Raw genomic sequence first — 19,949 nt, 5'->3', positions numbered from 1 at the left:
CCGCCGCCGGTTGGGTGGGTTCAAGTCACCCGGAGATTACGCCGCCAAACAATTTCCACCACCCGCGCGACACGACCGTTCCGGAGTTTTACGACCTTGTGGGAGTAAACCTAAAAGCGTGGCAGGCGCCTCCACCCAAACCCGTCAAATCGCGCACTGCGCCGGACCCTGGAGAACTAGAACCAAATGATCTCGGCGATGCAGGCTCGCTGCCGTAAATCTAGGGCGTGCCCGCGAGGCGTGCTGGTCAACGAGGCTCCTGTTGCGCAAATCGCGTGAGGGTTTCATCTCCTGGCAGGCCAATGGCGACACTACGAATTAAGCTCAAATTGTGAAGATAAGCAGAAGAATATGCAGGAACCTACCCAGGCTGATACGGCGGAAGCCGTTCTACTCGACTATGTTGAGCGATATGGCTTAACGGAGAGAGCACGAAGATACTTCCTCAACCTTGGCCAAGAGGAAGCATCCGATGGATCACGCGCCGAAGCTCGACACCCAAAAGACGATCAAAGCTCTTCCTGAAAGACGGGAGCCCTACTGGAACATTCTCGAGTATTGCCGCCACATTGGCCTCGAGAAGAGACCAGCCAAACCTCTTCATTGGGTCGCTCGGATCCGCAAAACGGATGGCCGCTATAGGCAGCGGCGGCTCGGACCCGCAGCTTCGGAAAACTCAACGGGCCTTTCCTACGAAGCGGCGATTGCGCTCGCGCGCGCCTGGTTCTCCGAGCAGGAATTGCAGGGCATCGCCTCTGCGAGCTATCCGGTGGGAACCACACAGCATCTGCGATATTCGAAGAGCGAAACTGGCTTCACTGTGGGCGACGCCCTGATCGACTACGTGGAGTGGAAACGGATCGCTGCCACGAAGACGACATTTGAGACGCTTGTAGCGCTGATCAACTTTCATATCCTGCCGCACCTTGGAGCGGTTCAACTCGACGAGCTGACCGGCAACACAATCACCAATTTCTGTCGTGTCATCCTTGAGACGCCACCCAAGCGGGGGAACCAGGCGCTAAAGGCAAGGGTAAAGATTGAAAGCCTCGACCCGGATGCATTGCGCCGCCGGAAAGGAACACTGAACACGCTGCTGGGGATATTGCGAATTGCCATGCAGATGGCATGGGAGAACGGCCACACCGCCTCAGAGCGGTCTTGGCGCTGCATCCACCGCGTTCCGAATTTGGAAGTTCCTCGTCAGATCTTCCTCACACGCGCGCAGTGTCGTGAGCTTATAGCCGCATGCCGCCCAGATCTCGCGGACTTGGTGCGGGCAGCGCTTTACACGGGCTGTCGCGTGTCCGAGCTTTCAGCGCTTCGCGTGTGCGATGTCGGAAAAGACATCTTTGGCATTTACGTTTCCTCCCCCAAAGGCTGGCGACCACGCTATGTGTATCTCCCCGAGGAAGGGATGCGATTTTTCTTGGCCAAATGCGCAGGGAAAGCAGACGATGACATCGTCTTTCGCACTGGCGCAGGCCAAATCTGGAAAACCCGTCACAAACATCTCTTCAAAGCAGCTGTCGAGAAGTCCGGGCTGCCGAATGAATTCGTGTTCCACGGGTTGCGGCACACCTATGCCAGTCAGCTTGTGCAAGCCGGTGCGCCGCTTGCCATCGTCGCGCGTCAACTCGGCCACGCGAACACTGACACGGTGAGCCGGACCTACGGCCATCTGTCTTGCGAAAGCATCGAGCGTGAGCTCGCTCTACGATTTGCCGCGTTAGAAGATCAACCTCGTGAGCATGATGAGCGTATGCGCACTTTACGGAAATCGCTTCAAGCTGCGCCTCCCCCGGTCCCCGCCTCTTCGTGGCCGCGAAGCAACTTCGCGCGGTGCCGAGGCGACGAGCTTAAGTTCATGAGCAGACGTGCTCGTAAGTATACTTCTGCTATATCCACCCAACAATGCGCAGACACATAGGTATTCAGTGGTGCATAACGAGGGGCGAGCGAAAGTCTGCCCGTGAAAGCAAGGGACTCGGTCTCTGATAAATCCTACGAGCACGATAAAATCGGCAAGACGCGATAGACTGGTGAGTTGAGTTTCACTAGGTTGAAGCTGCCAGGGTTCCGTGAGGATGGAAGCCTTTGGGCGAAAGTCGAACTTCTGAATGTTGAGCGTATTAAAGTGAAAAAAAGAGTAATAATACATATCGGCCCGCACAAGACGGGAACAACATCTGTCCAGAAGTTCCTGCTTGGCAATAAGGATAGCTTATTCCAAGAAGGCTTTCTTTTTGTGCACGACGAAGACACCCACGAAGCGGCCATCTTGCTTGCGAAGGAGAAATTCGAAGACGCTGAAAGAAAGCTTGAGGAAATTTCTGAAACAATAACGAATTCAAGCTGCAACACGATTATATTAAGCCAAGAAGATTTTTGTGGGGACATCCCTGGCCGGTCTAAGAGACGAGAGGTATACTCAAAACTCACAAAGAACTTACGCATAATTATGCGTGCCCTGCGGCCTCACGATGTATGTTTCATTTTCTTCGAGCGCAACGAAGAAGATTGGTTGAAAAGTTGCTATCACCAGTCATTAAAATATCGCACGGACTTTCACGACTTCCGAGATTTCCACGCGAGGTTTTCGACGAACTTTTCCTGGGCGCAAAAACTCGAGAAACCGCGGAGCGTTTTTGGCGAGCGGCTCGTAGTAGAAGATTACTACAAAGATGTGGGCGACGGAATCAGCAAAGTTCTCAAACTTGCAGGAGCGTCGAATATACATCTGCCAACCCCCCCTCAAAGAGTAAATTCGGCACCGTCCATAGAAGCATCTCAGCTGTTGGAGCGTGTCAATAAACTCTCGAGCTTTAAGGCGACGGCTTGGTTCTCGAAGAAACTCATTTTGGCTAATTGGAAGCCACGCCCGTCATATGAAACATCGTCGCCGCCTGCTGCCAAGTCAAATGAGCTAGCTGCGGTAGCGTTTCCGGCACTTTCGATGAGATCTGCTTCTAGGTTCGCACCACAAGATGTTATCGATCTTCTCCCCGCACAGGATATCGACCTATCTCAATACCTATTCGATATCCTTCCAACTGAAGTCGAGCTTCCCTCGGAATCTCGTGTGAACATGGCAGATCAGTCACGAATTCTTGACTATCACCTCAGAGGAAAATCCAGACTCGCCAAAATCAACGCTCTTGCTATCAGCTATTTGCGCCGCGATACGCAACACACGCAAAAAGCTTCAGTGATTTTTCACCGAATTTGGCGCGAGCATGGAATTCAGTTAGTTAATGAATTGTCAACGCGCTGGCTGATATCCACTCTCCAAACCTTTTTAGATCATGGATTAAATGAAGCTCAGAGACAGATTGGCGCAAGCGGCTACTTTTATGCAAACATGATTAAGATCTATGAAGGCGAGCGCGCGATCGAGGGCGCTGAGCAAAACGCGACATACTCAGAAGCATCACCGCAAACACCAAACGAATTTCGCGGCCTCGATCGGTATAGCGTAGGTGGCACAGACCTTCTACTAAATACCAACGCTCTCCTGTTGGACCTCGCTAGAAGCGATGATGTCGCTGGCTTAGTAATGATGGAGTTTTTGCTTCGAGTTAAGAGCTCAGGAAACGTATTTACTAGAATGGACAAAACGCGGAAAGAGAAAGACATATCCGTTAATGGCTTTGAGGACACCTGGTCGTTCTTTGAGTGAAGCTAAGGGTAATAACTAGGAACTTGCGACATCTGGCTTGGCGGACGAACGAGAGTAACTCCCTCCATTTTAGAAAGCCGCTGCAAATCGAGTTCATATTGAACGTCGAGCCTCTCAATGGTTTCAAATGAAAGACCCGGCAAAGATTCGCTATCCAGAGGACTTTGACGCTCTGGAAAAGCGGAGGCAATCAACTCCTTTAAATCCAGAATAAGATCGAAATCGTCTACCCGCAGCAACTCTCCGATAAAGGACAACGCGATTTCCCTGGGGCGCTCAAAGTCCCAAACCATAATCTGAAATTCCGGCACAATTTCTTTTATTCGCTCGATAAGACTCGACCACGAGGGCACGGTCCGCGCCTCTGAGAGAGCATCAATATTATTTTTGGAGCGAACGAACTCATAAAAGTAGTCAAGCTGACTCGTGATCGCAAAATGAAGCATCACAGAGTGACCAGAAAAAATCTCCGCGACCCGAGAAACTCGAGCCTCGGTTTGCGGAAGAACTTTGTCTTTCAGGAAAGAATCTTCTGCAACGCCAAGCAATGCATCCTGACTTATCGCAACGGTATTAAACTTCGAAAAATCAGAAAGAATTTCTTCAACGGCGCTCCAAGCTTCGGTATCCAACGCGGCCTCACGCCACCTCGTATTTATTAGCTCTCTGAATCGCTTTTTCCAGATGGGGCGCGAAATGATTGCCGACGAACTTTGGTCTTCGAGAATTCTCGACTTATCAACAGAATGCAGTAGGTCAGAAGCAACGCCCGGTATTCCAGCGTGTAGGTTAAACATCCACGGATTTCTCGCCACTAAACTCAGGGAAACCATGCGCCGCAATGCTCTCTCTTCCACTAGCGATTGCTTCCAGGAGTTCGGCGCGGCGCGTAGCGCTTTGAGTTGCCGCTTGGCACATCAGATCCATAGCTTGCCAAGCGCGATCTCGCTCTGCGAGCTCTTCATCTGTCAATCTGCACAGTGTATCGTCTGCCGAAATAAGAGCGATCAGGAGTGGCAGAACTTCTTCTGCTCTTTCCAACAATGTTTCGGTGTTTAAATCGGTGCGCGCAAAATCAATCACTAATCGAGAACCGGTGACTTCCAAGTCGACTTTTTTCACTTCGACACGCTCCTTACCTTGAACGTTTACGCCCTGCATCGCTACCTGTCGGCAATCTAGCGCGAAGTCAGGTGAATGGCCACCTTAGGGCACCTATCCTCAAGGGCCGCGGCATCGTTGCCGTTTATGCTGCGACCACCTCAGGAGACCATAGTGATGAACTAGTCCACGAATACGCGCAACGCACGGTTTGGGGACGACGGAGGCTCCTCTGGGCTACCCGCGATCAGAGACCGGTCTGGATTGCGATGCCTCGCGTTTACTGTCGGCGAGTAGCGCCTTGTTGACCTCCGCTCGTTGCGCATCTCGGTTATTCGTGTGCTGCGAAGCGAATGGCTACAGCCTCTTTGAGCGGCCGCCTCATCATCTCTTTACTCATCCGCCGTTTGCCGACCAACGGTCTGGGAGCCTTCGTCGTGAGTTAAGTCACTTCTCAGCCGCCCCAGGTTCTCTCCAGCAGCGCCACAACCAGTTGCCATGCGCAAGTCTCCCGATCAGCGGCTTGTCATAGCCATGTGCGCGCATCGTCTCTATCAGGCACGGCAACCTCGTCACCTCTCCGAGGTCGGGCGGAATAGCCGCTCCATCGAAATCCGAGCCGAACCCCATGCGGCTCTCGCGCAATGTCTCGATTAGGTATCGCGTTGGCGAAGCGCCGGCTCAATCCCAGCGAAAGGTTCCCCCGGCAGTTCTCGCGTAGAAGTCCCAGCCCGTAGTGAGGCCGACGATGCCGTCGCTCTCTCGGGTCATTACAAGCTGTCGGTCCATGAGATTGCGCGACGAAGGACGACGAAGGACGGAGCGGGCGTTCGCCGATCGCATTGCGCATTCGCCGTCGGGTGGACTTTCCGAGCGTTTCCAAATCTAAAGGATCAAGATGTTATCGCTAACAGGAGGTCAGATTGCCCGATCACAAGACGACGAACGGGGACGGACGGGCGCCACTGATCCTTTACGCGCTTCTGACTTCGCTCACCGCCATCAGCATCGACGCAATACTTCCCGGACTTCATTCCATCGAAGAAACCCTCCGGGCCCAGCCACCACTTCGAACGCAACATGTGGTATCGCTGTTCGTCTTCGGAATGGCGTTCGGCGAGCTTTTGATTGGCCCGGCCGCCGACGCCTTTGGACGCAAGACCGCGCTGATCGCCGGCCTCGTCGTTTATGTCGTGGGCACAGTGCTCGCGATGACGGCCGGTTCCCTCGACGTCCTAATCATGGGCCGCATCCTTCAGGGCCTTGGTGTATCCGGCCCCAAGATCGCGACGCGGGCAATGATCCGCGATCAGTTTGAAGGTGACGCGATGGCCCGCGTAATGTCGTTCATGTTCACGCTCTTTATCCTGGTCCCCATGATCGGGCCCGCGCTTGGTCAGAGCATCGTCGCCTTGGCCGGATGGCGAGGCGTGTTCGTCATGTATCTTGTGCTGGCCCTCGCGCTCGGCTCATGGATGGTTCTGCGACATCCCGAGACACTCCCCCCGGAAAGGCGGATTCCCATCCGTCTCAAACCTCTGGCTTCGAACGCCCTCCGCATCCTGACGAACCGCCGCGTCGCTCTCTTGATCATCGCGACCGGGTTCGTCTTCGGGGCCCAGCTCTTCTATCTGAGCGTTGCGGCGGAACTATTTTTGGACGCCTATGGTATCGACCGGGCCTTCCCGCTTCTTTTCGCCATCCTCGCAGGGGGGATCGGTCTGGCATCATATACGAATGGCATACTCGTCGAACGCTTCGGGGCCAACGCAATGGCACGCTCGGGCTTCGTGGGAATGTGCGCCTCGAGCGCAGGCATGCTCATGGCCTGCCTTCTGACCGATGACCAGCTGCCTCTCGTGATGTTCATGGTGCTTGGGTTCGGGATGTTCTTCGCGATCGGCATCCTGTTTGGAAACCTGAACGCGATGGCAATGCGCTCCCTCGGCGACGTTGCCGGGATCGGATCATCCTTTCTCGCATCCGGTTCGAGCCTCGTCGCCACCCTTTTCGCCCTGGCCGCAGGCAGTTTTTATGCAGGAAACGTCGTCATCGTCCCTGTGGCTTTCCTGTTGGCGGGAGGTGCCGGCCTCTTGCTTACCGTGCTCGCCTTGCGGAGTGATGGAACGTCGATCTCGGCAGCCAGGCCGGGGGCTAAGAGGGACGGATAGGGAGCGAAGCGGATTTGCGATGGCGCGGCGAGGCTCTCCCGCCTCTGCCGACGATACTGCTCGACACTCTCGGCCCTGAGCTGCTATTCTTGGCCGTCGCCACTGCTGCATCGCAGCTTCTCCAAAGCAGCCATCGGCGACGTCATGCAGCATCATCTGGTGATCCAAAGTCGGCTGCTCTGAACAAAGCTGTCGATTGCTGCGGCTGGCTTGCGCCCCTCTCGGTGAATGCGCGCATTCACCTGTCGGTCAACGGGAAGCGTGGCGCTGCTGTGACGAACTTGTCCCATACGGCATTCTTCCATTCCTTCGAAAAGATCGCACCATCAAACCCTGCGATCAAACACCTAGTGCGGAATAGTAGGCGATGCGGTCGCCTGCATCGGAGTGTGCTTGAAAAATATTGAGTTGTTCGGAAGTCAATGTAACAGACATGCTATACCTTTGCGAATTTACTTGGTTCTTTTATCGTTTTCGGGAAAATACTTTGGGTCGACGGCGCAACGCAGCATAGTGCGGGTTGCTTCTTCGATTTCATGCCAATGGGGCAATTGCGAGAGACGATACCGAACTTTTGCATCAAGCCCTTCCGCGCGGAATTCCTGCTCACAGCTAGGGTAAGGGACCTCTGTATTGCAGGAAATGACGGAGCGGATCGATCCATCCGGTAAGCGTTCGACATAAAGCGCGTCGGGCAAGGTCGCACGCTTCACCGGAATGCTGACCTCGTGCAGCCGAGTATCGAAAGAGGCAGGGGCTTCGGTGATAAGCGGGCGGATGGCTGCCCGTTTTTCGGGGGGCCAGAAATATGGGTTGCCCGCATAGGCTTGTAACAACTCATCAAGTTCGATTACATCATGCAGAACGACGGCAATGCTGCGTTCGTTTCCGGCGCGAAATCGCTCAACCTGATCGCGCGAATTCAGCCCTTGCCAAGTGTCGAGATCCAGCCAGAATCTCTCTCCGCTGCGCTCTGGTCCGGTCGATAAATCCTGAATCGCTGCGCGGGTTCGGTAAAAATTCCTAGGCAAGGTGATCGGCACCTTGGTCTTTTCCAGCTGCATCTGGATCACATGATAGTAAAGCCGCGTATCCTCGTGAAACATCCGACAGGGATCAACGCCTTCCGCCCCGAGCGGCAAGCTCGACATAAGAAAAGCAGATATAATGTTGCGCAGGACCATTATCCTATACCTAAAGTTCAAAAGTGCTTTTAACCGACCGCTGTGTCGATAGCCCTCTAGTCTTCCCACATTCCTTAGCTGAATGCCTGCGTGTGACGAAAGCCTGAGATGATTTTGCATCGGCGGCTTTTGACCGGGATCCGCCCCTTGCGCCGAGGTGGCCTTCCTGGTGCTGCGAGCAAGTCCGGCCCGAAGTCAACCTTCGCCAAACCGGCCATCGCTGCGGCGCGGCTGCCCCAAAACAGCCATTCGTGACATCGCGGAGCTCCGACCCGCAGCCCGTCTCAGCTATGCGGGACAGAGCGGCTGACCTGCCACGGGATTTTTCCTCCACCATCGATTAGAGTCCGACCCAACTTGATCCGCACCCCAGAGCTCTACCGCCCTTAGGCAGAGTTTCCCGGCTTTGCTCAGGGTGACGGGCTGGTGACGCCCCCTGATTTCGTCAGCGTGATCGGAGCCTTGTTCCCGATCGCGCCGTGTGGCCGTTCCTCATTGTAGTATCTACGCCAAGCCTCCAACTTTTCGGTCGCATCCGCAAGGGTGAGGAACCAATGCTGGTTCAAGCACTCGGTCCGGAACCGGCCGTTGAACGCTTCGATGAATGCATTGTCGGTCGGCTTGCCGGGGCGCGAGAAGTCGAGGGTCACGCCACGCTGATAGGCCCAGAGGTCCATGTCGCGAGACACGAACTCGGTGCCCTGATCGACTCGGATAGTCTTCGGATAGCCTGTCTGTCGGCACACCCGGTCCAGCGTTGCGACCACATCCTCGCCGCGGTAGCTGAACCGGACATCGAGCACTGGCACGTAGCGTGAGAAGGTGTCGATGACTGTCAGAACCCTCAGCTTCTTGCCTGTCGCAAGCTGATCGTGAACAAAGTCCATTGCCCAGACGTCGTTCGGGCCGACCGCCTCGGCGCGGTCGTCACGCAGCTTGGCCTTCACACGGCGCTTCGGCGTCTTGTTCCTGAGTTGCAATCCCAACTCCCTGTAAATCCGATAGACTTTCTTGATGTTGATGTTCCAGCCCTCACGTTCGAGCAGGACGTGAACGCGCCGGTAGCCATACCGCACGCGCGTTTCACAGATCTCCCGGATCCGCTTGGCGACAGCAGCCTGATCGGCGCGGCGAGACTTGTAGTGGAACGTCGAACGGTCGAACCCCATAGCCCCACAGGCCTTTCGGATCGAGACCGCCCAATCGCTACACATCCCGCGAACCAGTTCGCGCTTGCGATCAGGCTTCAGAGCTTTCGGCGGATGACGTCTTGCAACATCTCCCGATCCAGCGTCAGGTCCGCGACGATCTTCTTCAACCTGGCGTTCTCATCCTCGAGCTGCTTCAGTCGTCGCATCTCGTCAGGCAGAAGGCCCGCGTATTTCTTCTTCCAACTGAAGTAGGTCGCCTGGCTGATCCCTGCCTTCCGACAGATCTCCGCGACCGGCGTGCCTTCCTCGCCTTGCTTCAAAATGAACGCTTTCTGCGCGTCCGAAAATTTGCTCGCCTTCATGCGACTCCACTCCTCTTCCAGCCAAGGAAGCGTAGCGGAAAACTCCAGCTTCAAACGGTCCAGTTTCCGGGGATCAGATCAAACTTGAGGACGGACAATGAAGCGAATGAGATTCACGGACGAGCAGATCATCGGCATCCTGGCCGAACACGAGGCAGGCGCGAAGTGCGCGGACTTGTGCCGCAAGCACGGCATGTCGGAAGGGACCTTCTATAACTGGAAGGCGAAGTTCGGCGGCATGACGGTGCCGGAGGCAAAGCGGCTGAAGACGCTCGAAGACGAGAACGCCAAGCTGAAGGAGCTGCTGGCCGAGCAGATGCTCGATCTCGCCGCGATGAAGGAACTGGTTTCATCGCGCCGGGCAAGCCAATGCAGAACGGTTTCGTGGAGAGTTTCAACGGCCGGATGCGCGACGAGCTACTCAACGAGACCATGTTTCGTAACCTGGTTCATGCGCGCGTCGTGATCGCCGCTTGGCCTGCCGACTACAACACCGAGCGTCCGCATTCGGCTTTGGACTACCAGACCCCGACTGACTACGCGCGAGCCCTGACCACCGCAATCGCCGCCCCGCTACGCGAGATGATAACTCCGCGCGTCGGGCGATTGCTCAACCTGCGCCGATCGGCGCAAACGCCAACCGGGCTCCGGTCGTGGCTGGATGAAAGACCCATAGCAGGTCACATCTCACATGGCATTTTTTCGCCTAAGTGCCGTAAATTTGCCAGGATTATGGATATTTTTTTAACGATCACCTAGTATCGAGGAACTAGGACAGATAAATAAGCGTAAGAATCACTCTTCTGAAGGAGGTGCGAATGGAAAGGCTATTCCAAGCAATCCGCGAGCAGCACCCCGGTTTCGATGTGCTGGACGTGAAATTGCTTGCTAACCAACACGAGGTCGCAGATCAAGATGCGACTGAACTAGACAGTGCGTTCGCAGTAGCTGTCAATAACGCTGAGGGGCCAATGGACTTGGCACATTTTGCGTAACTTAACTAGACTCGAAACTAAGAGTTGTATAAACCCCTAGCGTAGTTCGCTAGGGGTTTTTTGCATGAAGTATGTTGATCTTTCTCAACATTTACACGAACTGAGGGCGGATCGCTCAAAGCGCGTGGTCGGGGGCGCGATGCGTATGGGAGAAGTGTGGCAAGGTGTCCTTGACTCACACCATACCCCTATCGACAGAATCCTTTACTACGAAGCAAATCTGCCGCGCCCCTTTGACGGACTTTTTGTCCGCTTGGGCAGCACCACTGGCGAGGGAGAAGCCGCTGCAATCTATGTCTACAAGGATCTCCCTGATCACTGGAAAGAGTTCGTCGCGATCAAGGAAATGATGCACTGCTTCACTCCGGGCAAGCACTACACCGGGACTCCTCGGGAGGCTCAACTTTTGGTTGAGGCTCTGTGCAGCAAGACTTCCGGCCGTTATGGTGCCAGTGTCGCTGCTGACAATAGCGCAATCCTCGCCGCGGCGGAGGTTATCCTTCCGCACTACACCGTGGAAAGATACCTGAAGCAAGGCAAAGAAGTGGCGCAGATTGCTGTCGAGCAGGGCCTTCATCCTGATCTCGCCGAAATGATCTGCCGCTTCGATATGCTTCAGCGCCGCAAGAATGGGGAACTCTAGGCGCAGCCCCCCTTAGAGGGCAATGGCAGCGAAGCTCCCCCTGAGGCGCCAGACACATTTGATTTGCCCCCCCAAATGCACCGCTCTGTGAATTCATGCTCTCCGGCATTTACGCTGGGCACGGACAACGGCACAATGTGGCCCTTCATAGCTGATGAGGCGAACGTCCGTTTCCCGGTGGCAAAGCCCTCAGGTCAGCACCAAGAGGACAGTTCAACTCAGCCATCGGATCAATCGCGTCGAATTCACGAAACGACACCAGATCAAGATTGAATTTTGGGCGCGCCTTCACTCCTCGCGAAACGCCCGCCTGATCTGGTCCGCAAGCGGCTTGGTGAGATAGCTCAGCGCAGGGCGTGCGCCGATCTGGATATAAGCCTCCACGGGCATCCCTGGCACCAGCAGCTTATCCCCCAGTTTCTCCAGCTCCCCCAGCTTGGCTCTGGCCTCAATCCGATAGAACTGCGCCCCCGTTGCTTCGTCCACAACAGTCGAGGGAGAGATATTGACAACTTCGCCCGAGATCTCAGGTGTGGTGCGCTGCGAAAAGGCCGGAAAACGCAGCCGGACATCCTGCCCCAGATGAACCTGGTCGATCGAGGCCGGCGCCACACGCAGCTCGAAATCCAGCCCCCCTTTCGCCGGGATGATCTGCGCCACGGTGCCGCCGGGGGCCAACACCCCGCCAATTGTCACGATCTGCATTTCATGCACATAGCCTTCAACGGGCGCGCGAATATCGACCCGCTGCAACTGTCGCGCGGTGGAAGTGATCTGTTGTGTCAGCTCCTCGATCTGGGCATTCACCTCGCGCAGTTCGGTTACCACGTCCGCGCGGAACTGACGCTCCGTCTGGCCGATTTCGAGCTTTGCATCATTGATCGAATTTCCGATCCGTGCCGCTTCGGTCCGGTGCTCCGCCACCTGGCCGCGCAGATCGGCCAGATTGGCCTGGATGCTCAGCAACTGCCCTTCGCGTGCAAGCTGCTTGGCCTTGAGACCCTGCTGGCGCGCCAGATCCTGTTCGAGGATCGCAATCTGATCGGATTTCGCCGCGATCAACGCCTGCACCCCGTCGATCTGATTGTGGAACTGTTCGATCCGCTCGACCAGCTGCGCTTTCCGACCAGCTTGCAAATCGGCCCGGGCCTCGAAAATCATCCGCTCATCGGCCTCGAACGGCTCCATCTCGAGCCCGCCCAGCAGCGCAGGAGCCTCGGGAAAGCTTATGCGCCTGGCGCCATCGCGCTCTGCTTTGAGCCGCGCGCGACGCGTAAACGCCTCGGCCAAACGGTTGCGATAGATCTCAAGGTTCGCACTCAGAAGCGTGTCGTCGAGACGAAGCATCTCCTGCCCCTGCGCGACATGGTCCCCATCGGCGACGAAGATTTTCTGAACAATACCACCGTCGAGATGCTGGACGGATTTCGGCTTGCCCCCTGCCGCCACCGTGCCGGAAGCGACAACCGCCCCTGAAATCGGCGTCAGCGCCGCCCAAAGCGCCAGCATCGGCAACATCAGCGCGGCAACCAGCGCAGCGATCCGACCGACGCGACCTGGCGCGAGTTGCGGATGCTCTGCCGCCATCGAGAGATCAGCCATTGGACGCACTCCTTGCCTGGGCCGGACGCATCGCTTTCGCCAGAACCTCCTCTTTGTCGCCAAAATGGGCGACCGTGCCCGATTGCAGCACAAGGATCTTGTTGGCAGCCCCGATGGCGGAAGGCCGGTGCGCCATGACAATCACCGTCCGCCCTGCTTCGCGTAACGCACCGATCGCGATCGCCAGTGCCTCATCTCCCGCTGCGTCGAGATTGGAGTTAGGCTCATCCAGCACGATGAGCTGCGGCTTACCATAAAGCGCGCGGGCCAGACCAATCCGCTGGATTTGGCCTCCTGAAAGCGGCGGCGCACCGAACCCGATCTTCGTGCCATAGCCCGCGGGCAACGACAGGATCATCTCATGCACACCGGCGAGTTTCGCGGCAGCGATAACCGCCTCATCCGTCGCCTGGGCATCGAAGCGAGCGATATTGTCGCGCACGGTTCCAGCGAGCAGTTCTAGGTGCTGCGGCAGATAGCCCACGTGCCGGCCGAGCGCATCGGGCGCCCATTGGTCGAGCGTCGCACCATCCAGACGCAGTTCCCCTGCGTCGGGCTTCCAGACCCCGGCGATCAGCCGTGCCAAGGTCGACTTCCCCGAAGCCGAGGGGCCGATCACGCCAAGCGCATCGCCCGGGCCAATCGCGAAACTGACTTGCGCGAGGATCGGAGGCCGATCGGCTTGCGCTGCCTGCCCGGGGGCGAACTTGCACACTCCGCGCAACACGAGCCGGCCTTCGGGCGCTGGAAGATCAATCGCCCTAGGCGCTGCACCACAACCTTCCATCGCTCCCATGAGCCGCCCATGCGCTTCTCTTGCCCGCACGACGCTCCGCCATTGCCCGATTACCTGGTCAATCGGGGCCAACGCACGCCCTGCAATGATCGAGGCTGCGACGATCATTCCGGCAGAGATTTCCTGGTGCAACGCGAGATAGCCGCCTAGCCCCAGAAGGGAGCTTTGCAAAAGCATTCGGAAGGCTTTTGAGGCGGCCGCGATCATCTCCGATCGGTCCCCGCCCTGCTGGCCGCGCGAGAGCCCCGCATCATGCATCTCGCGCCAATGCGCCGCGACCGGCCCTTCCATCCCCAGCGCTCGCAACGTCTCGGCATTGCGGTGCCCCTGTTCGACGAAAAAGCTCTCGGCGCCATCCATGCCCATCGCCTCGCGGTAGCTGCGATAGGTCAGTGCCTGACCGGCGAGCGCGAGACAGGTCACGACCAGCGCCCCCGCCAGCGTCAGCGCACCGAGCCAGGGGTGAATCAGAAAGGTCACCAACAGGAAAAACGGCACCCAGGGCAGATCGAAAAAGCCGAGCATGCCCGGGCTCGCGAGAAATCCCCGGATGGCCGACAGGTCGTTCAACGGGCGGGAATTGGCCGGATAGCCCTGCCCCGCCGCGCCGATCCAGAGTTTGAATCCGTCCTCCCCAAGGAGCGCATCGAGCTTGTATCCCGCACGCGACAGGAAGCGCACACGGAAGAAATCGTAAAGTCCGAGAAAAACGAAGCAGAGCACCACCACCAGATAGAGGCCGATCAGCGTCGGCACCGACCCCGAGGACAACACCCGGTCATAGACCTGAAGCATGAACATCGGCCCGGTGAGCATCAGGACGTTGACGCCCGCGCTAAGAGCGCCCACGGCGATCAAGGTTCCCCGCAATTGCCGCAGGGCTTTGCGATAAGAATTGTCGAGACTGCCGCCTCTCACGGCGGCAGTCTTCTGCTTGGACGAAAGCTGCATATTGGGCATCACCTCAATAGATCGAGGCCTGATCGCCATCCAAAGATGCGAGTTGCGTCGCGCTCAAAAATGCATCGCCGATCGCAGCGCCATCGACTAGCACGCCACTTTCTCCCGTGTCGGCGGTTTCGAAGCTTCCCCCACTGCTATCAAGCGCGTCGCCGTCGATCTGGCTCGAAAGCTGGGCACTCGATGTCGCAGCCGCGACCTGTTGCTCTTCGCTGGGCGCGAGATTGAAACTGTCGCCAGATGGATCGGAAGCAAGAAGCATCGAAGCCAGAACCGGATCCGGCTCGACAACAATAGGATCTGGAGGCGTCAGCGGGACATTTGCCTCCGTAACCGGCGTCATTGCTGTGGTGGGCGCAAGCCCGTTCGTGCGATCCGCGATTCCTTGTGCGTCCAGAACACCATCGGAGAACACGATCGCCTCAATATTTCCCCTCTCATGCCCGACTTCGTAGCGCATCTGGTATTCTAGTCGGATCGTGCCATCCGGCGTTGTAATCAATGTATCGTAATTTCCCGAACGTGAGAAACTGACCTGATCTGAGCTGTATTGCGAAAGAACGAGCGTGTCGGTTCCAGAGTTACGCTCCTGATACCCGAGGATGACGTCATTCCCGCCTTCATAAAAAATGACATCATCGCCGAAGCGAGCGGCGATTGTGTCGTTACCGAGGCCTCCGGCTATCATGTCATTCAATCGGGTGCCGATGATCTCGTCATCTCCTGCAGACTGCTGCCCGGTAACGGAAACACTCTTGATTTGACCAGCGTCGAGACTGCCACCATCTGCGAAAACGATCGTTTCAATGTTACCGCGGCTGTCTCCGGGTTCATGTCTTAGCTGATACTCCAGCCTTATGGTGCCTCCCGGCGTCGTGATCAGCGTGTCAAAGGTATCATCGACAGTGAAACTTACTTCATTAAAGGTATATTCACCAATGAAGAGCGTATCAGTGCCGTAATTGGTTTCTTGATACCCCAAGACAACGTCGTCACCGCCACTATAGACGATAAGATCGTCACCGTTGCGAGCCGCGATTGTGTCGTCCCCCAAGCCACCCACTATTGTGTCCGCGAGCTGGGTGCCCGTAATCTCATCATCTCCATCGGAAGACTGCGTAGAGACTGATAGAGTTTTCAGTGCCTCAGCATCGTAGGAGCCATCGGCGAGAATCAGAGTTTCGATATTACCTCGTTCGTCGCCCGTTTCGTATCGCAGTTGATACTCAAGTGAAATTGAACCATCCGGAGTATTTACAACCAGATCATAGCTATCCTTGATACTAAACTGAATTTCGTCGAGGTTGTATCCACCAAGATAAAGAGTGTCTGCTCCAGAATTAACAACTTGGTAACCCTCGATCAAATCATCCCCACCGGAATACATTATAAAGTCATCGCCCGAACCGGGAATAATTGTATCATTTCCGGCGCCGGGAACAAAACTACTGTCCGCGCTCCCACCGTCAATCTGCTCACTCTCTGCACTACCAAAGAAATCATTTACAACCGCATCCTGCCACGCGAGCAGCGAAACGCCCTGCAAACGAATATCTTCTTTGCCTGCCTTAGAAATAACGGTATCTGCACCATCTTGAAGCAACGTTACATCAGAAACGGGGGAGTTTGGATCAAGCGCACTTCCATCATACACGAGCGCCATTCCGAGTGCCGGATCGAACCCGAAATAGGTAGTTCCGGCTACGATATCAGTAAGAAGCTTAGAAATTATGATTTCCTGTTCATCCGGTGGGGCTGGCGCATACGGATTCTCAGGTGGAAGAAAATCGGGATAATTTGGATAATCATAGTGGGCTAGTTCGTCGATGAGAACATATTCAGAAGGTGAGATACCTGTGAACCCTACACTTCCCCAGTCAAATGCTTGCCCGTCCGGCGTTAGATCTGCGTTCTCATAGGAATCGAACAACGGAGCAAACTGAGACCCTATGACATCGCCAACTGGCAAGGACATCACACTTCTCTCAACTGAATTTCCCGTAATCGGATCCGCAGTAGTTATACTATAAACGTCAAGGCCGTGATCGTGCTCCAATTCGACGTCCTGCAACCCAAAATCACCCATGACAAAATTTATGCGCCCATCATAATAACCATTATAAAAACCGCTCTCATTTAAAATCGACTCGGAGACATTTTTAATGAAGCGCCCCTCCCAAACGATGCTAGCCTGTGTTCCATCAAAATGAGCTTGCACAAACGCCGGCCGAACCATAATTGCCCAGTCGCTAGAAAGGAGGTTATCGCGGGCATTTCCAAAACGATAAAAACCGTCCATCCCGAAAAGCCTTCCGTTCCCAGAGACATCAATCCCATCTATATTCAGCGTATCCAGGACATCCCCTGAGGCAGTGGACCCAAGCCCACCGATCAACGTATCCGCCCCGGCACCTCCGAACATCTCGCCAGCACCAGATACAGTCAGAATATCATTTCCGGTTCCGCCGATGACTTTCCCTTGCGTGGCGAAAAGAACATCGTGACCATCGCCACCGTTTATAAGACCTGACAGGCCGTGGATTACGTCATCACCACGCCCACCTGACAAATTAACGTTGTCAACACCGCCCGCATCTAGGACATCGTCACCATCACCGCCGAAAAGCGACTTTATATGCTCATACGCCGTTAGGTCATCATCGCGTTGCGAACCAATTATTTCCGTGAGATCTGGGAACTCAATGCTCTTACCAGCCATGTAGAGCGTGCCCCCGCCATCATAATCGACGCCGGCTTCGCTCGCAGAAAAGTCTACTGTCTTCGCACCCGATACAGCCTCAAAATTTAAGAGAACATCAGTTACATGGCCAGACTTCGCCAAGAGCAGCGTCCCATCACTACCGATATACACTGTCGATGAAACTGAAACGGTATCGTAGCCTTCTCCGCCATCAATGATGTCGTGCCCAAACTGGACATCTTGAAACACAGGCTCTGAAGGGCCTTCCACGAACGAGATTTCCGGGACAATACCTCCATCATCGCCGGAATAGTCGATTGAAGCTCTGATAACGTCATTTCCCGCGCCGCCGAGAATTACATCTGAGCCTCGTCCGTCGGCTAAAAAGTCTTCACCTTCGCCTCCGTAAAGTAGATCATCTCCTTCGCCGTCATAAATTACGTCATCTCCGCCCCCACCATCGATAATATTACCACCGCTACCGCCCTGAATCGTTTCACGACCACTAGACCCTAAGACTTGCTCAAAGTCACGGATAGCTATCTGCCAACTCAGAGTATCGAATGTGATCGAACCATCTCTAGTTTCATCTCCCAGATCGACATAAGCAGAGGATCCGTATGCAGTTCCAGTAAACTCAGAAAGGTCAACAATATCCACCCCGTCGCCAGCGTTAACCATTTTGAGAATCTGAGAATGCTTCGACGGGTCACCTTGAATCACTAAGCGATTTTGCCCCGAGCTCAATAGAATCTCTTCGACGTCATAAACTCTTGTGCGATCGTTTCGCTCGCTAACAACATCGCCAACATATGGAACAGTTCCGCGATCTGCTCGCAAGAACAAGTCCATCGACAATGCAACGTCATCTCCGTAGGTGAAAAAGGCTATGTCGCTTCCTCTTCCACCATCGACAAGGCTCTCGCTGGCGCCCGCATCGATCTCGTCATCACCGGCACCTGCCTGGATAATGCTAGGGGCAATCGTGCTAAAAGCTCCAAATCTTTCATACTCCCCATCAGAGAGCTCTGAGCCTACGAACAGATTACCACTAGCAGAAACTGCCGAAATATAGCGAAGCCATTTATCGGCAGACAAAGTCTCGAAACCGTAGCTTTGTTTAAAATATTCATTTGCATCGCCAAGAGCATCATCGATGGCACTAAAGCTATACGCAAGCGTTTGGAACGATCCGGCACCTGCACCGACGAAATTCCCAAGGCCTGCGTCCACCAAAGAACGAAGTGCAACAAGAAGAGAATAAGTATCTCCACTATTCAATAAATTATCTTGAAAATATTTTATCTCACCAAGGCCAACGAATAAAATGTTCCCCGACCAAACATCGTAATTAATATCATATCCCGGATAAGCGTCATTGAGGACATCAACCACCTCGAAGGCATCTGTATTGCCAATTTGTATGAGCGTTGGGAGTTGGGCGTTCTGGATGTGGTTTTCGTAAATGTTTCGTGCGATCGCATCGGAAGCCGCCTGCATAACGTCAGGAGAAATAGAAATTCCAAAACGGTTCGAAAGCTGGGCCGAAGTGTAATTCCGGATCAAGGCGGATGCCTCACCCAAACCAGCATTGGCTTGAGCCGCAGCGGCGAACCATGCTTGAATCCCAGGCTCTGGCAGCTCCCCATCAGCATCGGGAACAGACAACACGGTTGCCAACTCTGAATAGAATTCGGCCCATCGCTCTTTTTCACCAAGAGCTTGAATTGCCTGAAGATCAGGTCCGGAAATTTTATACATTGAAACCTCAACAGAAAAATGCAAATCTCGATGTTAAAATCACATTAACGAGAGCACTCGAGGATGCAAGTGAAATTTCAGATATTTCTTGGCTTTTTCATTGCTTGGAGCTCAACAAGTTCGATATCTCTTTCCGAGCCAGTTAGTGAATGCCCACCTCCACGCGTCATCATTGACGCGGCCCCTCTGACCTACCAAGTCGACAATTTCTGGGTGCGAACGTGCTACAATCAATTCAGAAATTTCACCGGGCCTATAGACTCTACCCTGATCTTTGCGAACCCTGAGGCCATCCCTGACCTTGGCGAGGCAGAGATCCCTCTTAGAGGAATGTTTTTTTACGCAGATAGAGGCTTTGAACTGCCCCCGCCGTGGAACCTTGATGGCTTCCTCGGCCCAATTGTAGGCACGGAGGTAGCAGGAAGTGTCGAGTTTGACATCCGTTTCAAGGGCGCGCCGTCAAAGTCCGTTTACTGGCTGTCGGACGATCCGCCGATGCGTGTGGCCTTCAGTTTCACGACTGCCCCAGATCCTTTGAGGGCAGACTACAACGACATTTCCTACATCAACATTCAACAGCCTTGGAAAGATGGAGTGATTGCCTTTAAATTCAATTTTCCAGAAAAGAGCTCATATTTTAAAGGCGATGCGTCCCGTCGTGCTCGAGCAATCGGAGCCACTGAGGCTGCGCTAGATATGCGACGGCTGATGAACTGGGCGGATTTGACCGAGACACTGAACGATGAGAAGGATTTTGAATCCGGCTCCACGAAGCCCTAGGGACTGGACCCATTGATTTGGCTGCGATTGACCTGCTGCGGGTCTTTCATCCAGCAGCGACCA

General features: G+C 55.0%; 14 protein-coding genes and 1 pseudogene. 8 read left to right on the top strand and 7 right to left on the bottom strand.

What is annotated here, in order from left to right; all coding sequences use genetic code 11:
• The 3 genes from BMI86_RS21405 to BMI86_RS21115 all read left to right on the top strand — a co-directional run.
• A partial coding sequence (locus tag BMI86_RS21405; protein ID WP_210402744.1) for a hypothetical protein occupies positions 1 to 218 on the top strand: 218 nt, incomplete at its 5' end.
• A gap of 254 nt (positions 219 to 472) precedes the next feature.
• Complete coding sequence (locus BMI86_RS19970) at positions 473 to 1,930, top strand: site-specific integrase (protein WP_078542885.1); 1,458 nt, start codon at positions 473 to 475, stop codon at positions 1,928 to 1,930.
• A 132-nt stretch (positions 1,931 to 2,062) separates the two neighbouring features.
• Positions 2,063 to 3,679: a hypothetical protein gene (locus BMI86_RS21115; protein WP_143594890.1), complete on the top strand. Its 1,617-nt coding sequence runs from the start codon at positions 2,063 to 2,065 to the stop codon at positions 3,677 to 3,679.
• 2 nt (positions 3,680 to 3,681) lie between these two features.
• On the opposite strand, the gene BMI86_RS19960 is transcribed toward BMI86_RS21115, so the two are convergent.
• Both BMI86_RS19960 and BMI86_RS21110 read right to left on the bottom strand, forming a co-directional pair.
• Entirely contained in the window at positions 3,682 to 4,476 is a 795-nt protein-coding gene (locus BMI86_RS19960; RefSeq protein ID WP_078542883.1) for a hypothetical protein, read from the bottom strand.
• Positions 4,469 to 4,801 (bottom strand): hypothetical protein, encoded by a 333-nt coding sequence (locus tag BMI86_RS21110; protein WP_143594888.1) that lies wholly within the window; start codon positions 4,799 to 4,801, stop codon positions 4,469 to 4,471. Before BMI86_RS21110 ends, BMI86_RS19960 begins: the two co-directional genes overlap by 8 nt.
• A gap of 902 nt (positions 4,802 to 5,703) precedes the next feature.
• Here BMI86_RS21110 and BMI86_RS19950 point away from each other — a divergent pair.
• Entirely contained in the window at positions 5,704 to 6,951 is a 1,248-nt protein-coding gene (locus BMI86_RS19950) for a multidrug effflux MFS transporter (RefSeq protein ID WP_210402743.1), read from the top strand.
• A gap of 452 nt (positions 6,952 to 7,403) precedes the next feature.
• Here BMI86_RS19950 and BMI86_RS19945 read toward each other — a convergent pair whose 3' ends face one another.
• A complete protein-coding gene (locus BMI86_RS19945; RefSeq protein WP_078542881.1) occupies positions 7,404 to 8,135 on the bottom strand; it encodes a hypothetical protein in 732 nt (243 codons plus the stop codon).
• 410 nt (positions 8,136 to 8,545) lie between these two features.
• Positions 8,546 to 9,648 (bottom strand): IS3 family transposase gene (locus BMI86_RS19940; RefSeq protein WP_143594887.1). Its coding sequence is split into 2 segments (ribosomal slippage): positions 8,546 to 9,387 and positions 9,387 to 9,648, totalling 1,104 coding nucleotides; the frame shifts between segments, so codons are not numbered across the junction.
• Between the two features lie 97 nt (positions 9,649 to 9,745).
• Between BMI86_RS19940 and BMI86_RS19935 the strand changes: the two are divergent.
• The 3 genes and pseudogenes from BMI86_RS19935 (at position 9,746) to BMI86_RS19930 (ending at position 11,286) form a co-directional block, all read left to right on the top strand.
• Positions 9,746 to 10,313 (top strand): annotated as a pseudogene (locus tag BMI86_RS19935) (integrase core domain-containing protein).
• Positions 10,314 to 10,466: 153 nt separating this feature from the next.
• A complete protein-coding gene (locus BMI86_RS21355; protein ID WP_168173897.1) occupies positions 10,467 to 10,643 on the top strand; it encodes a hypothetical protein in 177 nt (58 codons plus the stop codon).
• Between the two features lie 64 nt (positions 10,644 to 10,707).
• Positions 10,708 to 11,286, top strand: a complete 579-nt coding sequence (locus tag BMI86_RS19930) for a hypothetical protein (RefSeq protein WP_143594886.1) — start codon at positions 10,708 to 10,710, stop codon at positions 11,284 to 11,286.
• A gap of 288 nt (positions 11,287 to 11,574) precedes the next feature.
• Here BMI86_RS19930 and BMI86_RS19925 read toward each other — a convergent pair whose 3' ends face one another.
• The 3 genes from BMI86_RS19925 to BMI86_RS19915 are packed head-to-tail and all read right to left on the bottom strand — an operon-like array spanning position 11,575 to position 19,106.
• The gene (locus BMI86_RS19925; protein ID WP_078542879.1) at positions 11,575 to 12,888 is read right to left on the bottom strand and encodes an HlyD family type I secretion periplasmic adaptor subunit; all 1,314 of its coding nucleotides are present in this window, start codon (positions 12,886 to 12,888) and stop codon (positions 11,575 to 11,577) included.
• On the bottom strand, positions 12,881 to 14,635 hold the full coding sequence (locus BMI86_RS19920) for a type I secretion system permease/ATPase (RefSeq protein ID WP_078542898.1): 1,755 nt from the start codon (positions 14,633 to 14,635) through the stop codon (positions 12,881 to 12,883). The genes BMI86_RS19925 and BMI86_RS19920 overlap by 8 nt, the downstream gene beginning before the upstream one ends.
• 13 nt (positions 14,636 to 14,648) lie before the next feature.
• The gene (locus BMI86_RS19915) at positions 14,649 to 19,106 is read right to left on the bottom strand and encodes a calcium-binding protein (RefSeq protein ID WP_143594885.1); all 4,458 of its coding nucleotides are present in this window, start codon (positions 19,104 to 19,106) and stop codon (positions 14,649 to 14,651) included.
• A gap of 63 nt (positions 19,107 to 19,169) precedes the next feature.
• On the opposite strand from BMI86_RS19915, the gene BMI86_RS19910 reads away from it, so the two are divergent.
• The gene (locus tag BMI86_RS19910; protein ID WP_078542877.1) at positions 19,170 to 19,886 is read left to right on the top strand and encodes a hypothetical protein; all 717 of its coding nucleotides are present in this window, start codon (positions 19,170 to 19,172) and stop codon (positions 19,884 to 19,886) included.
• Positions 19,887 to 19,949: the final 63 nt, after the last annotated feature.

The sequence above is a fragment of the Thioclava sp. DLFJ5-1 genome (assembly GCF_002020115.1).
GTDB lineage: Bacteria > Pseudomonadota > Alphaproteobacteria > Rhodobacterales > Rhodobacteraceae > Thioclava > Thioclava sediminum.
This window is presented reverse-complemented; position numbering and strand designations above follow the sequence as displayed.

What these genes read in the sequence shown, in the direction of transcription:
- BMI86_RS19915 (WP_143594885.1), bottom strand. Translation starts at nt 19,106, where the DNA reads ATGTATAAAATTTCCGGACCTGATCTTCAGGCAATTCAAGCTCTTGGT.
- BMI86_RS19945 (WP_078542881.1), bottom strand. Translation starts at nt 8,135, where the DNA reads ATGGTCCTGCGCAACATTATATCTGCTTTTCTTATGTCGAGCTTGCCG.
- BMI86_RS19930 (WP_143594886.1), top strand. Translation starts at nt 10,708, where the DNA reads ATGAAGTATGTTGATCTTTCTCAACATTTACACGAACTGAGGGCGGAT.
- BMI86_RS19910 (WP_078542877.1), top strand. Translation starts at nt 19,170, where the DNA reads ATGCAAGTGAAATTTCAGATATTTCTTGGCTTTTTCATTGCTTGGAGC.
- BMI86_RS19960 (WP_078542883.1), bottom strand. Translation starts at nt 4,476, where the DNA reads ATGTTTAACCTACACGCTGGAATACCGGGCGTTGCTTCTGACCTACTG.
- BMI86_RS19925 (WP_078542879.1), bottom strand. Translation starts at nt 12,888, where the DNA reads ATGGCTGATCTCTCGATGGCGGCAGAGCATCCGCAACTCGCGCCAGGT.
- BMI86_RS19920 (WP_078542898.1), bottom strand. Translation starts at nt 14,635, where the DNA reads ATGCAGCTTTCGTCCAAGCAGAAGACTGCCGCCGTGAGAGGCGGCAGT.
- BMI86_RS19970 (WP_078542885.1), top strand. Translation starts at nt 473, where the DNA reads ATGGATCACGCGCCGAAGCTCGACACCCAAAAGACGATCAAAGCTCTT.
- BMI86_RS21355 (WP_168173897.1), top strand. Translation starts at nt 10,467, where the DNA reads ATGGAAAGGCTATTCCAAGCAATCCGCGAGCAGCACCCCGGTTTCGAT.